The following is a 15,282-nucleotide window of genomic DNA, read 5'->3' on the forward strand; positions in this document are numbered from 1 at the left end:
ATAGTCCGAATAGTAAAGTCACATAGAAGATGTATAGAAGTTCCACTCCATGAGAGAATTATCTTATGAAAAAAGAAAACTGTCTAAACGGTGGGTTATTCATCGCTTACGTTCTTTTTTCTTGCATTGTTTTGCTTCTCCTATGTGTATTTTTGTGTAAAGGAAAAAGGACAATAAATAAAAAATGTATAGTGCAGTGGAAACACTATACATTTCAAAAATTTCTTTTTCGCTAAACATACTTTGGGATTCTGGAAATATACTGTATGCAACACGTCCGGATAAATAAATTGAGATAATTTTGTCTTAAATCATGGTTGGAAGGTATTTTTTTATTTCTTCCAAAATAAAGCAAGCAGACTCATATTGTTTAGCAGCATCCTCTGCTGATGCGATGTAGAATTCACTGTAATCGCTATCTTCTCGGACTGTTTTAATCCTTCCCAGCCTTTTTCCTACTTCTCTTGATACCTTTCCTGATGCTACGTACGTTTTGTTAAAATATGCTACAGCATCTTTATGTCTTTTAAAGTCTACTCCTTCAATGGCCAGCACAGCCTTTACTGCATAAAAGGCAACATAATAAGAACGGTTAATACAGTCCTTATATAGATGATATTCCAGGCACATTTTAGCAGCTGTCAGAGTTTCTTCCGCTTGTTCCATGCGGTATACAGAAAGAGCTTGTCGTTTTTCATTATCCATTAACTACGATCCCCTCCTGTTCTACATTATAATAATAAGGAAGATCATTCTTCCAATAGTTAAAATGATCTATATTTTTTATAACTGGTGAAATATCTACCCTGTATTTCATAAGATATTCGAATGCGCAATCTGAAACCTGATCATAAAATGAGTTTATTTTATCCACAGGAGTATTTACCAAAACCATTACATCTATGTCTGAATTCTGGTTATAATCACCCCTTGCATAAGAGCCATATAAGCGAACCATACGAAAATCATCTTTAAAAATGTTTCTCATATCTCGCTCAAATTCTTTTAATATAGTTGAAAGTTCTCTTCTACGCATATAGTCACCTTCTCCCATTTTTTGGATACTTTAATTATAATCCTTCCCATATAGATTGCAAGACTATAATTTTTGTAAACAAGAAAAAAGGCTACTTAGAATTCAACCTAAATTTTTGCTTCACGTTCAGTGTAACCATATTTTTCTGCAATGTCTCTGTTTGATTCGAAATAAAAATATTTTAGAACGAATATTCTTTGGCTCACCTTTTGTTCCCGAAAAAAAGACTGACCAATTTTCTAATCTCTTCATCGTTTCTGTCAGAAGCATACTTTTCATTCGGCAATATGCCCGTAAATTCATCTAGTGCGATAATTACTTTAGCTGACCGCTTTTTTGCTTTTTAGATACCTTGAGGTATCTATAGAAATCATTTCTGGCAACTTTAGCAACATGAGCCCTAAAATTGACTGACTGTGTAGGTGGATTTTGTTCCATATTCCTAAATATGTGTCATTCAGTCATCGTCCCATTGGAAACTTCAATTATCGTTGTCTCACTCTGTCGAAAAACAACTTTTCCTATCGAAGCTAAGAGTTCGCTATTGATTTCTCCATATTTCTCATACTCACAGCTTCCGATGAATAAATAAGAAATCTTATACTTTTCTATCAAAGATTTTATTTGATCAGCGTTGCTTGAAGTGTATATGGTCTGTACGTCCTCTTTTCTCTGGTTTTCTTCTTCCAGATCATTTCTCCACAGCCATTCATGCACATACCAGCCTAAAACCGTTGGCAGTCCTGTCATTGCAGAAACACGGTTATCATAATCCTGGTAACTGTCACCGCTGGCTTCCAGAATGATAGGCTGGCCTTCGACGTTATCATTCAGCCAGCGGATCGCAGCGGCGTCATCGGAAATTGCAGTTTCCAGATAATTTGTTGCATTTAGTGTCTGATATGCATTTCTTTTCGGGAATCCGGTAAACCAATGGGTGATCGCATTTTCCAGGTAGCCGCAGGTTGAGATCAGAACAAGGATCGCAATGATCCCTGTCAGGGACTGAAGCCTTGGACACCTCAGAAGCCCTTTACACATGACAGTACTGTCAGCGCCATTGCATCTTTTTATCCTGTTTACTGTAAAGAATACCAATATATACGCCATCATAATCCCAAACATGATATACGCCTGATAAGTGAGCTTGAACATAGTGTTAGCTCTTGGGGCTGTTTTTTCATAAATGTCCCGTACATAAACAAACTCAGGAATAAAAATCAGCCCTATAGCACAAAGTACAAGAACCAGGCCATACAGATCCGGATACTTTATACTGTAAAAAAAGCTCCAGAATTTTTTCTCTGGAAATGTCCCTATGCTTTTCAGAATCCCGATAACAAATGGCACGCAGACCAGAAGCGGGAATGCCCATAATACACAGAACTGGTAAAAAGCGGTATGTATTTTTACGATTCCAATTCCCTGGACCATTACATTTTCAAAAGTCAAATGAAATGGAAGGGATGCAAGAAACGCAGCCGCCAGCAGTTCAACCCACTGTATCACACTCCATTTCAACGCCTGACTTATAAAAGAGCCGGAGGAATGACGTTTCAAATTTCCAAAGAGCAATGTCCCGCAGATCACAACGTAGTAGATCATAAAATCCCATGTATTGGAAAAAAGGAACATTCCCAGAAGCAGCCCAAGGAGTCCGATCTCTCTCTGCCTCCAGCTTTTTCCTGAGTTTGTCTTCATCCAGGAATAAAGGATTCCCAGTACCGTCAGGACCAGAAAGACATTGATCACATGGGCATGAAGATCTCCCAGAACAAAAGAATAAGATGGAAACTCATGGATTGTCTCATCACCGGTCACAGCCGGATCAAAGCCGATATAGCGGGTAGAACTTGGGAACCAGTAATCTGTTTTTATTTTCAGGAGCCTGAGGATGATCCCATAGATAATATAGTGGAGATTTCCACTCATGGACACTGCCATCCCTGCCAGAATACCGCCAAGACAGAAAGACCATTCTCTCCCAGTCCTTAATTTGTCCTTCAGCATCTGACGCACCAGACTAAAAGGAAGAAGAAAGGCAAAAGCAGCAACCATGGTCCTCATCAGATTATAAGTGACCTCTACATTTGTTCCGGTCAGCTTCGTAAGGAATACGGCAAGATACTGTCCGCCATAATAATAATTAAAGGGCTTTCCGGCATACCACATATCCTGGGCTGGCAGAGTGGTACTTCTCATCATGGCCTGCATGAAACCAAAATCCATATATTTTTCCGTCCCATGGGCTGCTGGATGGAATCCGGCCAAATATGTCCAGAAAAGGAACACCAGGAAAAACAGAATCTCTTCCCGGTAGACCAGGGCTGCCTGTTCCCATGGAAGTGAATCCGGGAACCTGTTCTTACATTTGATTCCATATAAAAGACTTCCAAGGCAGCAGATAACCGTGAGGATCACACAGGTGATTCCTGTAAATGGAGAGATCTTCAGACAAGCCAGTAGCCATTGTACATATCCGCATACCGCAACCGCCAGTACCTTGGAAAACATCCAGCCGTTATCATCAAATCCTCGAAACATCCTGGATGTTACCGGCATAAATACCAGTCCCAACAGAAACAGCATCTCCCACCAGGTTAAAAATGCAAAGAAATCAGAACCCAGGAGCCAGTAAGCAGTGCCTGCCAATAAAACAACCGGGGCAATCTTTATCAAATAAATTCGTTTCGCATTCAAGCCAGTATCCTTCCTTTTCCTGTTTTTATTATTCCTGAGTTAGAATATCATTTTTTTCAAGCGTTCCTGTAAATATGGAATATGCTCCCGTTATCTTGCAGCTGCCGGAAATTTTCCCTTCATATTCAACCGCTACAAGATCTCCTGTCTTGATCTCCCCACTTTCACTCCATCTTTTTACCCTTATGTCATCTGTATATACCTTATATTCTTTTCCGGCTTTGGGGTTCCTACATAAAGCTGTATTATCAACTATCATATATCCATTTCCAATTTCCGTGACAGTTCCGGATATGGTTGGCGCACTGCTGCTGGATTTTGTTTCCGTGGAATGCTTTTGTACGTAACGGATGATTTGTCCTGCTGCTTCTTTTCCAATGAAATAGCTGTATTCATAGTCTAAAATATTGGTTGCGAAATAGCCGTCTTCAGAAATGTAGATCACCCGGTTATAAACACCCAGCGTTTCCGAGGTTGCAGTGAAAGCGAGATAAATACGGTTCTCTCTTTCAAAGAAATCACTTGTATTATCAAGTTTTGCATCACTGCGGCCCGCAAGGATCTGCCAGATCTCATCATCATTATCCAGCAAAAGTTCCTCTTTTTCCTCATAATTTTCACATTTTGTCACGTAGTTTAACTCTATATTTTGAGAAAGACCATACAGTTCCAGCAACTTCCCTAAAGTATCTGGAGCAGTGCTTTCATCAGCTGCATAAACATAAAATCCGTCTTCATTCCCTGCAGCAATCATCAGTTCTTCTGATATTCCATGAATCTTCCGCACCTCAAATGTTTCCGTATATTTTTTTTCGGTATCAGGATCAAGGCCTTCTGCTATACAGGAGCCAATCTCATCCCCTAGTGCATCTGTGTGGATTGGATTCTGGCTTTTTACGGTAAACTGTTTTCCATTAAACTTAATAGCAGGATACTTTTCAGCTGCAGTCTTGTATTTCCATGGCCATTCTATGGCTCGTTCTGTTTTAGAAACATGATATTTATATTTGCTTTCAGCTGTTGCGTCATTCTTTAAAAGATGCGGAATCAAAATACCTGCGATTACAAATAGGGTAAGACAAGCCGCAGCCGTCATCCATTTCATTACAGGATTATGCCTTTTCTTTGGCGGTGCTTCCAGTGTAGCAGTGATAAGCTCATTATCAATATAACCAATGGCATCTGCAATTTTGGGTATGTTCATAGATAGATTTCCTCCTTGATCAGATATTCTTTTAATTGGGCTCTGGTGTGAGCCAGCATATGTGTTACTTTGCGTTCAGTAAAACCACATCTCTCTGCAATAGCTATGTTAGATTCAAAATAAAAATATTTTAGAAGAAACACTCTCCGGACCACTTCTTTTTGTTTATTAAGAAAAATACTGATTGATTTTCCAATCTCTTCGTCATTCCTGCTCGGAGCATACCTTTCATCTGGCAGTATATCTGCAAGTTCATCCAATGCCATAACCATATCAGCGGATCGTTTTTTAGCTTTTTGTTTTCTAAATTTATCTATGGAAATACTTCTGACAATTTTGGAAATATAAGCCTTAAAGTTATCCGGCCTTGTAGGTGGAATTTTGTTCCACACTCCTAAATATGTGTCATTCACACACTCTTCCGAATCCTGGAGGTTATTTAGGATATTATAGGCAATTTTATGACAAAGTTTTCCATATTTTATATCTGTTTCCTTAATTGCCTGCTCGTTTCTTTCAAAATAGAGTTCTATGATTTTTTTATCGTCTATGATATTCCCCTCCTCAAAAATGTTCTCAATTATAAAGTCGGCTTTTTTTGATGGGCGTCTCAAAAAATTTATATTTTTTTGAATTATAGCATAGAAAAAAGAGAACAGCTTTAGCCATTCTCTTTTTGTCATCTGAATCCAAATTTTTTTTATCAAGAATACCAATTTTCTACTGCTTTTCTTGATTTCGAATCTCCTTAATCAGCTCTACTGCATTTTCTGCATCATCAGTTTTTACGAATATATCCATTCCATATATTCCAAAGCCAGGTGCCCCATGCATCGCAACATTCGCACTTGCCTCCTGTGAAAAAGCCATTATTCCATTTTGTCTTAACATTTCCATGAGTTGTTCCGTTTCTATTATATTTTGTGCATTGTAAATCTTGATATATTCCATCTTAGATAATGGTGAAATTTCTTTTATATTTTGAGTATTTGTTGGATTTTGTTTCTTTTTCCGATTGATAAATGTCAGAATTCTAAGAATAATAAATGCGACAATAGTAATACCGATCCAAAATTCAAAAGCTAATCGTGTTATCTGTGTTTCTGTAGCTCCCATTCTTAACAAGCATACGCCATAGAGGAAAGCAAAAATTCCTGAACATAATACGCTGGTAAGAAAATCCCTCCATACAGTAGTATTTTGGGGCAAACATTTATCCCATATTCCATTGTATATCATAATAGTTGCATACAGGATTCCTCCGGCTAAAACACTTACTGTCTCTCCTAAAATAAAACGAATATTTATTGTCAATAACATTTGAATAATAATTGCCATTACACCAATCACAAACATTGATGCAAAGGCAAGATTTCCAGCCTGTAGTGCTTTTCGTTTTGTCCATTCTTCATACATTGCAACTTTGTCCAAAGTTTCTCTCATCTCTTTATTCATAGCCTGGCTCCTTTCTCCATCCAGGAGCTCTCTCATTTCAACATCGTAATATTCAGCAAGCTCAACAAGTATGCTAAGATCTGGCATATTTGTTCCTGTTTCCCATCTGGAAACTGTTCTTGCAGACACTCTGAATTTCTCAGCAAGCTGCTCTTGTGTCAGATTCTTTTCCTTACGACATTGCTTTAAAAAAGCTCCGATCTTTTTTGTGTCCATGTCTCTACCTCTCTTCCACTTACAGTTTACCAATATGTAACAAAATTACCACGACATAAAATGAGAATCCACGAATTTTCAACCAGACATTGTATGTCTACGATATTCAAAGTTACTTTCAACATCAAAAGTTGCTTTATGGTCATTCAAAATTATCAATCCTTCTTTTCAGCTTTAGGTTTATGATAGGCCATTTATATAAATTATCGTATTTTTTACTCTCCGGTCCAGCATTTTTTTCTGCAAACTGGAGGTATATCAGCCTTTCTTGTGAGTAGCAAAGTATTCTTTCAAAACAATCAGTGCTTCCTCTCTCAAAATGCCTGATTACAGTTTTATTATTCTGCTATGATTTTATGTAGTTTTATTAGTATGCAATACCACACTACAGTGCAGACAACCGTTCAAAAATATATTCCTTCTCTGATGACAAGTCTTCTCTAAACCTATAGCCCAGTCTGTTAAATTCTTGTATATCAGCTGGATTTTCAATCCCTCTTTCTGCCATAAATCTGACCATTTCGCCGCGGGCCATTTTTGCATAAGTACCTTTTGTTACCAGCTTTTCTCCGGATAATTCACAAAATGTAATCGTTATATACGTATCTTTTGGTGACAGATATTTTTCTATGCATTTCGAATATTCTTTTGATGCCAGATTAATAATGATCCGGCTGTCATCAATAACGGACTGATATAGCAGATCTCCCCAATAGTCATATAAATTTCGGGTATTTCCTATTGTAACCTTTGCCTGCATTTCCAGGCGATATGGTTTCACACCGTCCAGTGGCTTTAAGCTTCCATAAAATGCGGATAAAATTCTCAGATGCTTTTGGATATACTCAAACTGTCCGTCTTCAAACACTGCTGGTGCCATATACTGGAATGCAATTCCTTCATAAGACAAAATAGCTGGAGTAAGCATGTGATAAAGATCCATATTTTCTAATCTGTCAAAGTTCTGCCTGGCAATCTTGTCATTACATTTCCAGATTGCTTTCAGTTCCTCTTTTTCCAGGCTCTTCATCCAACTCAGTATCTTCGTTGTCTTATCAAGAAAATCCGGCATTCCTACGGGTGCTATGCTGTCCGTATCCGTAACCATCTTTTTTGCCGGTGATAATATAATCTTCATCACGCCAATTCCTTCAGCATATTTTCAGGATCATCTGCTGCTTTCACTTTATCATTTGCCTTTATGATAATTCCATGCTCATCAATCAGATAGGTCGTCCTTACTACTCCCATAGAGACTTTTCCATAATTCTTCTTTTCTTTCCAAACGTCATATGCCTCAATCACTTTGCGCTCCGGATCTGCCAATAAGGTAAATGCCAGTCCGTATTTTTCTTCAAATCTCTTATGAGAAGCTACTGAATCCTTACTAACACCAAGGATAACAGCTCCTTTTTCTGTAAACTGAGGATACCGATCTGAAAAGCCACATGCCTGTTTCGTACAGCCAGCTGTATTATCTTTCGGGTAAAAATATAAAATTACTTTCTTTCCGGCATAATCACTTAATTTATGCATGTTTCCGTTCTGATCCGGCAGTTCAAAATCAGGGGCTTTTGTTCCTGTTTCCAACATTTTTTAATCCTCCGTTTCTGTAGCTTCCGCTTTCTTTCTTGTTTTTTTACTGCCAGAAATCATTTTGTGTCCTGTATAGATAGACATTATCATACAAAGCAGAGAGCTTAGTGCAAAATATTTGTGACTTGATTTTAAGCCTTTATATCCTGTATAAACAGTTCCAATCATGGTAATAAATGCTCCTAACGACCAATATTTGTGTGCTTTCATGTGATTCCTCCATTTTTCAGTGTATTCAATTGTAATTATACTCTACCGCATTCCTATGTCAATTTTATAATAGATCCTTCCTATAAAATTTTTCAGAATATCTGATATGATACCCTCAAGTAGGGCATAAAAATATAAAAACCTACTTGAGGGTATCATATCAGAACTGGCGGTTATGTTTGAGGGAAGCACCGCCAGCGGTACAGAGCAGGCTTACCGGAAAGCGATGGATAAGCTGACAGAGCTTCTGATTGCCGAGGATGCCATCCATGCAGGCCGGCATATTTTTTCATTGCCATCCGATGTTCTTACAAAACATATACTTCTCCCCCCTTGATGCGTCATTCTTGTTCTGAAAACAGGAACAGAATTCTTACAGCGACTGTAAGTGTTATATATTGTGTTTCTGTGCTATCATTTACTTAAAAATGGATAGGAGGTATTCATATGAACCCAATTTTGAATATTGAAAATCTTACCAAAGTCTATGGGACTTTGCCAAACCAGACGAGAGCCCTGAACGGAATCACTTTTCAGGTCATGCCGGGAGAGTTTCTCGGTATTATGGGAAGCAGCGGTTCCGGTAAATCCACGCTTCTCAACTGTATTGCAACTGTGATTCAGCCCACAGGCGGACGCATTCAGGTGGATGGGGATACTTTGCAATCGCTCAAGGGAAAGACTCTTGCAGAGTACCGTAGCAAAAAAGTTGGTTATCTATTTCAGAACTTTGAATTGCTGGACAACCTGACTGGCAGAGAAAACATCCTGCTTCCGACTTCCTTGCATGGGGTATCCGAAGCAGAAAGCAGCCAGAGGCTGAAGCAGTTGACTAACTATCTGGAAATCACTGATGTTCTGGATAAGTTTCCGTCCAAGATGTCCGGCGGTCAACGTCAGCGTGTTGCGGCAGCAAGGGCTCTGATCTTGCATCCTCAAATGATTCTTGCCGATGAGCCGACGGGTGCGCTGGATTCTAAGAACGCAAGAAGTCTTATGGAGAAGCTGTCCGACCTGAATCATTACGAACAAGCTACGATCCTGATGGTAACCCATGATTCCAATGCCGCCAGCTTCTGTAAGCGCATCCTGTTCATCCAGGATGGCGTGATCTTTCATGAGCTACGACGTGGAGACGAATCCCAGCAGGAGTTCTACGGGCGCATCCTAAAAGTGATGGCGCAAATGGGAGGGGGCGGCGCAAATGTTCTCTAATCTCATTCTTCGGAACAGCCGTCGCAGCCGAAAGGAAAACGGTCTGTTTTTCAGCTCCCTGGTGATTTCTATTGTTGCCTTTTACATGATTCTTTCCATCTCTACTCAGGATGTTATGATCTTTTTGCAGAAGATGGAGAGCGATGCCGTGAACAGGCTCTTGCTTCTGATTCCTGTGTTTTACGGAATGACCTTGGGTATTCTTTTCTTTTTGATCTATTTTGCCTGCAAGTATCAGTTCGAGCGCAGACGGCATGAGTTTGGTGTTTATCTAATGTTGGGGATGCGTAGAAATAAACTGTTTGGTATGCTTCTGGCGGAAGATTGCCTGACTAGTATTCTTGCCATGCTCATAGGTTTACCTGTGGCTGTGGTGCTTTCAGAAATTGTCAGTCTTGTCACCGCCAAGCTAGTAGGCATGGGAATCATCGGTCATCAGTTTTCTTTATCTTGGTCTGCGATTGAATGGACGTTGGCAGGATTTCTGGCAATTAAGCTGACGGCACTTCTGATTTTGAGTGGACGGATCAGCCGCCAGGAGATCGGTACTTTGCTATCCCAGCCAGCGAACCGTCCCAAAAAGCAAATGCCTTCTATTTTCTATGGGCTGGCTGCTGTATGTGCAAGTGTGATGTTGGCAACGGCTTATTACATGGCAATTCAAGGAATTGCATGGACAAAGGTAAGTATGATGGGACTGACTTTACTGTTAGGTTCGGCTGGTACGATGTTGCTGTTCTACGGAATGCGGGCACTGATTGCTCTGATTGTTAAAAAAGGCAAAGAAAAAAAGCAGCTTCATGTATTTACTTTCCGCCAGATTCAGGAGAATGTCATTCATCAGTCAAGCTCTATGGCTATCAGCTCTCTGCTGATTCTTGCAGCACTGTGTTGCTTTGGTGCAGGCTTAGGAATCGCAGGGACAAACAATCTATCCACCGACCATGTAATTGACTATACCTTTGAAGATTATACCGTTGAAGATTCGGCGCAGGTTCTTTTGAATATACAGAAAACCCTGAACGAAAACGGTTTGGAAAATCAGTTTTCTGAGCTTTTTGAAATGAAGGTTGGGCATATTCGCACCACAGAAGATTACGAGAATGCCTACAGCATGGATGCTGTTATGGAATCTCTTCGGAGCCTGCCCCAGTCGGAAGATCGGGATGTCCTTTTGAACACTCTTGGTTATGCCACAGATCCGTATCTAATTTGTCTGTCAGACTATAATCGTTTACTGGAATTGTCCGGCAAACCTGTCATTAAATTAAGTGAGGATGAAGCCGCTGTTTATATAGGTTCCGACTTCACTACTGTAAATCGCACCGCAATGCTGAACGGCATACTTACTGAACATCCTGAAACGGAACTGGTTGGCAGTCCGATTCATCTTACAGGAGAGGTTCAGTCTGTGAATTTGGTCGCGGACCGTTCTATTACTTTGTCCTTTGCATTGATTCTTCCAGATGAAGCCTTCCTCTATCATACCCAAGGAATGTATGATACGTATGTGAATGCGGTACTCAGTAAGCAGGCTATGGAAGGAAATAGCCTTATGACTGCATATTTAAATTTGAGCGAGAAGCTGAACGAAACTGGCCTTGAATATGAAAGCTATCTTCAGAATATGGGCCGCCAGCTTTTCTACACCGTAGCATCCATCTATATTACCCTCTATCTGGCGATTGTGTTCCTGGTGGTTGCCAACACCATTGTGGGTGTTCAGTTCCTGATGAGCCAGCAGAAAACCGGGCGTAGATACCAGACCCTGATCCGCTTGGGAGCCACTTACGAAAGCCTTTGCCAGTCCGCCAGAAAGCAGATTTCGTGGTTTATGGGACTTCCTGTATTGGTTGCAGCTGTCAGCAGTCTGTTTGGAGTCAGAGCGTTGTTTACAGGGATACTCTCGTCACGAACCCGTGGGACAGTGTCTGAAATGCTACCTGTATCTGCTGCTATGATTTTGCTACTTTGTGTGATAGAATGTGTTTATATGAGTGTGGTCAAGCGCTCCAGTGATCGGTATTTGCTGACACTGATGCAGCCACAGAGAGAAGAATAATTTGGAAGGAGGTGCTGTCGTGAAAAGAATTGCTGTTGTGGAAGATGAAGTCTATATGCGGGAAGAGCTCTGCAATATGCTCCAAAAGGACGGGTATCTTGTGGAGGCAATCACCGAGTTTGAAGATGCCGCTCGGCTCTTGGCAGCCCTCCGTCCTGACCTTGTGATCTTAGACCTGAATTTGCCGGAAATCAGTGGCTTTCAAATCTGCCAGGAGCTAAAGAATAAAACCGCTATCCCCGTCCTGGTGCTGACTTCCAGAGACCAGGTAAAGGATGAACTGCAAGCGTTCCAGTTGGGTGCAGATGAATATTTGACGAAGCCGTGCAGAAAAGACCGGCTTCTTGCCAGGGTATCCAATATTCTCAAAAGGTATGAAGGCCGTACCAACCTCATAGAGGGATTGGATTTCCTGTTGGACCAGCAGACTTACACACTTTATATTCATAACACCTCTGTGGTGCTTCCCAAAAATCAGGGAAAACTGTTGGTTGCTCTTTTGGCCAGTGGTGATGCTCTGGTCACGACGGAGCAGCTTTGCTTAGCACTATGGGGAACCACAGAATACATAGACGAAAATGCCTTGCAGGTTAACCTGACCCGGTTGAAAAAGACGATGTCCGGTCTGGAGATGAAGCAACGAATCGTTGCGGTTCGTGGGATGGGCTATCGTTTGGAAGCGGAGGTATCTCCATGAAGCAGTTTTGGCGCATAATAGAACGGTACTACCCTTGGCTGCTGTTGCTGCTGGGTGTGGATTGCTTTTGTTCTATCATTCTTTGGATTTCTGACATTCAGGCATTTCAGACCTTGATTGGGTTAGTGGTTCTGACAAGCATCCTTCTGTTTTCAGCGATCCTGTTTGTGCTAAACAAGCGGGAGACCACCCGCCGAGAGCTGTTCCGGGATTTCCTCAGTGATCCTACCATCTGCAACAGGGAACGGCTGCTCAGTGCCATCAGCCGGGAAGAAGGAGAATCTATCCAGCTTCTGGCATCCGTTTTACAGGAACACAAAACTGAGAGTAACAGTATGGCAGATGCCCTACAGGACTATGAAGAATATGTGGAGGGCTGGGCACATGAAGCGAAAACGCCCCTATCGCTGTTGACTATGCTCCTGGATAATCGGAGCGACGAAATATCTTCTCCCCTGCAAGCAAAGCTGGATTATGTCCGCAGTCAGCTTCAGGAGGATGTCACTCAAATGTTATACTATGCCCGGTTAAAGAGCAGTACAAAGGATTATCAGTTTGAGGATATCAATTTGAATGACTGCTTGGGGGAAGTTCTGGAGGACTATGCCCCACTTCTGGAAGAAAAGCAGTTTGTAATTCTCAATAAACTGCAATCTGAAACAGTCTATACAGACCGTAGAGGGCTTCAGTTTATGTTGGGACAGATCGTGAGCAATGCCATAAAATATAGCAGCGATAGTCCCATGCTAACGATCTCTATGATACATTCGGAGACCGCAGATGTCCTTTCAGTTGAGGATAACGGCATCGGTGTAAAAAAATATGATCTGCCGTATATTTTTCAGAAGGGCTTTACCGGGGATTTTACTGACAGCAGAAAGAAAGCCACCGGTATAGGGCTTTACTTGGTTAAGAAGATGGCTGACGATCTAAACCTTCGTCTGGAAGCTGCTTCCCAATGGGGAAAGGGCTTTAAGATAGTCATCTTCTTTCCAAAATTGAGATTTAATGGAAAATCATATAAATAGAAAAACGCCCGCAGATTTTCTCCTGCAGGCAGCGTGGTGTCAGCTATCCAAAGGCTTGTATTGTTATTCTTTAATCTTTCTTTAAAAAATATGATAAAAGGTTTGCCCACAGGAAATTCTTACTCAATCTCTTCTCCATCTATATATAGTTGAAATTTATCAGGATTATTGACAACGTCATAGTCCTTTCCGTATTCTATAGGCCTATATTCGGCTGTCATTACCGACTCTCCTTCTTCAATATCCTCTTTCCATAAATAAATGTACATATCAAGGCTCGTCGCATATCCATGGTCTGTTGAGAATTTTGTCGAATGAAAAGAATCATCCTTGTACATCTGCAATAGTTCTCTTGCAAACGCTTCTCTATCTTCAATATTTTCCCGGTTAGCGACCACAGTTATATTTTCATCACGATTTATGGAAAATGTTCCAACTACATCCGGTTCACCTTTCTTATGACCGGATTCAGATTTCATATAAATACTTTTTGCCGCAATTATCAAGATCACTGCTCCTGAGATCACTGCAATGATACTTCTCTTCATATTTCCATTCATTCCCTTCTAACTGTCCTACTGCATAATCTGTTACTTCTTTCAATACCGATTTGTCTCTTTTAAGTGTTACTTTCTTTCGTTCTTTCTGCACAGACAGATTAACATCTTCAAATCCTGCATTTTGCCTATATCTATTTTTAAGAATTATATATAGTTCTTTAGAACTATAATATCATGGTTTTGATTGCGAAAAAAGACATGTTTTACAAATGAATCCATAAAAAAAAGAAGAGCTTTATGCCCTTCAATTTTGCAGTTAATTCTATTAGCCTACAAAAGCTCTGACTGCATTTAAAATTCTTTTCTGTTCGTTCTTTGGTAATTTTTCTATCATTTCAGACAATTCATTGGTAACATCTGTGACAGAATGTGTCACGACATCAATCAGCAGTGCATCTGCCGATATATCAAGTGCATTGGCTATCGCTACAAAGGTATCAAATTTTGTTACTTTTAGTCCTCTCTCTATCACACTGACATGTGTTGTACTTAAATTTACCAGCGCTGCCAGTTCTTCCTGTGTAAGATTTTTTGCCTCTCTTGCAGCCTTGATTCGCTGACCAACCGCTTTTAAATCCATCGTAACACCTCCTTCAGAACGATAATTCGCTCTAAAATTAGTATACTGATGGATAATCAAAAGATACAGAATCTACAGAAGATGTGCTAGTTCTTTAGAACAAGTATTGATATTTTATATATCTTAACTTCCGGTTTTTTACGACTCTTTTTCTTGACCTCTTTATCTATTGTACTCTGATTTGTCATATGATTACCTCCGATAGCAGTCGTCCCCCCTTGTGATGATACCGTGTGCTTTTGCAGATGTGCGATACTCGTCTGTGGTGCTTAGCGGGACAAACTTTTCTTCGGTCAAATATTCAAGGGAGATTTCCCGTTTCCACCTTGCCACCAGCATACGGGCAGCGTCAAAGGACGCATGACGAATAACAATCCGGCAATAGGTATCATGCACTAAAATATCCGAATCCATATAGAAAGCACATATTGAACAACACTGCCAAAATCAGAGCTGACAGTATAAATGCCACTTTTCCTTTCCCCTTTGTATACCAGCAGATAAAAGCCAATAATGGAGAAACAGATGTAAATCCAAACCAAACCACCGCATAGCTTCTTGGAAAAAATCCTGCAATATAGTTTGAATACAAATAGTAACTTGCAACCATACCAACAAAGAATGCAAAAACATTAATGCTTTGCGTTCAGTAAAACCACATCTCTCTGCAATAGCTATGTTAGATTCAAAATAAAAATATTTTAGAAGAAACACTCTCCGGAT

Annotated in this window: 18 protein-coding genes; 5 read left to right on the top strand and 13 right to left on the bottom strand. The window is 40.3% G+C overall.

Going from position 1 to position 15,282, the window contains the following annotated elements:
- Positions 1-306 precede the first annotated feature (306 nt).
- From I4V84_RS09620 to I4V84_RS09660, 9 genes are all read right to left on the bottom strand, one after another.
- Positions 307-705: a HEPN domain-containing protein gene (locus tag I4V84_RS09620; RefSeq protein ID WP_195991791.1), complete on the bottom strand. Its 399-nt coding sequence runs from the start codon at positions 703-705 to the stop codon at positions 307-309.
- Positions 698-1,036: a nucleotidyltransferase domain-containing protein gene (locus I4V84_RS09625; protein ID WP_173736142.1), complete on the bottom strand. Its 339-nt coding sequence runs from the start codon at positions 1,034-1,036 to the stop codon at positions 698-700. The genes I4V84_RS09620 and I4V84_RS09625 overlap by 8 nt, the downstream gene beginning before the upstream one ends.
- A 453-nt stretch (positions 1,037-1,489) precedes the next feature.
- Positions 1,490-3,736, bottom strand: coding sequence for a DUF2298 domain-containing protein (locus I4V84_RS09630; RefSeq protein WP_195991793.1), 2,247 nt, complete (start codon positions 3,734-3,736; stop codon positions 1,490-1,492).
- 28 nt (positions 3,737-3,764) lie between these two features.
- Entirely contained in the window at positions 3,765-4,940 is a 1,176-nt protein-coding gene (locus I4V84_RS09635) for a hypothetical protein (RefSeq protein WP_195991795.1), read from the bottom strand.
- A complete protein-coding gene (locus tag I4V84_RS09640; protein WP_173772303.1) occupies positions 4,937-5,623 on the bottom strand; it encodes a sigma-70 family RNA polymerase sigma factor in 687 nt (228 codons plus the stop codon). The genes I4V84_RS09635 and I4V84_RS09640 overlap by 4 nt, the downstream gene beginning before the upstream one ends.
- A gap of 37 nt (positions 5,624-5,660) precedes the next feature.
- Positions 5,661-6,611, bottom strand: coding sequence for a helix-turn-helix domain-containing protein (locus tag I4V84_RS09645; protein WP_173719092.1), 951 nt, complete (start codon positions 6,609-6,611; stop codon positions 5,661-5,663).
- Positions 6,612-6,996: 385 nt separating this feature from the next.
- The gene (yaaA, locus tag I4V84_RS09650; protein ID WP_195983277.1) at positions 6,997-7,749 is read right to left on the bottom strand and encodes a peroxide stress protein YaaA; all 753 of its coding nucleotides are present in this window, start codon (positions 7,747-7,749) and stop codon (positions 6,997-6,999) included.
- Positions 7,749-8,204 carry a thioredoxin-dependent thiol peroxidase gene (gene bcp / locus I4V84_RS09655; RefSeq protein ID WP_148462672.1) on the bottom strand — a complete coding sequence of 152 codons (456 nt, stop codon included), beginning with the start codon at positions 8,202-8,204 and terminating at the stop codon, positions 7,749-7,751. Before bcp ends, yaaA begins: the two co-directional genes overlap by 1 nt.
- A 3-nt stretch (positions 8,205-8,207) precedes the next feature.
- Entirely contained in the window at positions 8,208-8,417 is a 210-nt protein-coding gene (locus I4V84_RS09660; RefSeq protein ID WP_148462673.1) for a DUF6219 family protein, read from the bottom strand.
- A gap of 175 nt (positions 8,418-8,592) precedes the next feature.
- Here I4V84_RS09660 and I4V84_RS09665 point away from each other — a divergent pair, with 175 nt between their 5' ends.
- The 5 genes from I4V84_RS09665 (at position 8,593) to I4V84_RS09685 (ending at position 13,419) form a co-directional block, all read left to right on the top strand.
- Entirely contained in the window at positions 8,593-8,754 is a 162-nt protein-coding gene (locus tag I4V84_RS09665; protein ID WP_173719094.1) for a hypothetical protein, read from the top strand.
- Positions 8,755-8,864: 110 nt separating this feature from the next.
- Entirely contained in the window at positions 8,865-9,632 is a 768-nt protein-coding gene (locus tag I4V84_RS09670; RefSeq protein ID WP_173719095.1) for an ABC transporter ATP-binding protein, read from the top strand.
- Positions 9,622-11,694: an ABC transporter permease gene (locus I4V84_RS09675; protein WP_195991797.1), complete on the top strand. Its 2,073-nt coding sequence runs from the start codon at positions 9,622-9,624 to the stop codon at positions 11,692-11,694. Before I4V84_RS09670 ends, I4V84_RS09675 begins: the two co-directional genes overlap by 11 nt.
- A 19-nt stretch (positions 11,695-11,713) precedes the next feature.
- The gene (locus tag I4V84_RS09680; protein ID WP_023922618.1) at positions 11,714-12,391 is read left to right on the top strand and encodes a response regulator transcription factor; all 678 of its coding nucleotides are present in this window, start codon (positions 11,714-11,716) and stop codon (positions 12,389-12,391) included.
- A complete protein-coding gene (locus I4V84_RS09685) occupies positions 12,388-13,419 on the top strand; it encodes a sensor histidine kinase (RefSeq protein WP_195991799.1) in 1,032 nt (343 codons plus the stop codon). The genes I4V84_RS09680 and I4V84_RS09685 overlap by 4 nt, the downstream gene beginning before the upstream one ends.
- A 119-nt stretch (positions 13,420-13,538) precedes the next feature.
- Here I4V84_RS09685 and I4V84_RS09690 read toward each other — a convergent pair whose 3' ends face one another.
- From I4V84_RS09690 to I4V84_RS19630, 4 genes are all read right to left on the bottom strand, one after another.
- Positions 13,539-13,898, bottom strand: a complete 360-nt coding sequence (locus tag I4V84_RS09690; protein ID WP_243284064.1) for a hypothetical protein — start codon at positions 13,896-13,898, stop codon at positions 13,539-13,541.
- Positions 13,888-14,022, bottom strand: coding sequence for a hypothetical protein (locus I4V84_RS20140; RefSeq protein ID WP_272113229.1), 135 nt, complete (start codon positions 14,020-14,022; stop codon positions 13,888-13,890). Before I4V84_RS20140 ends, I4V84_RS09690 begins: the two co-directional genes overlap by 11 nt.
- Before the next feature lie 222 nt (positions 14,023-14,244).
- Positions 14,245-14,559, bottom strand: a complete 315-nt coding sequence (locus tag I4V84_RS09695) for a helix-turn-helix transcriptional regulator (protein WP_195991801.1) — start codon at positions 14,557-14,559, stop codon at positions 14,245-14,247.
- A gap of 447 nt (positions 14,560-15,006) precedes the next feature.
- Positions 15,007-15,282: hypothetical protein (locus I4V84_RS19630; RefSeq protein WP_207748643.1), on the bottom strand; the 276-nt coding region annotated here is incomplete at its 5' end.

It is taken from the genome of Ruminococcus sp. 1001713B170207_170306_F1 (assembly GCF_015668065.1).
GTDB lineage: Bacteria > Bacillota > Clostridia > Lachnospirales > Lachnospiraceae > Blautia_A > Blautia_A faecis.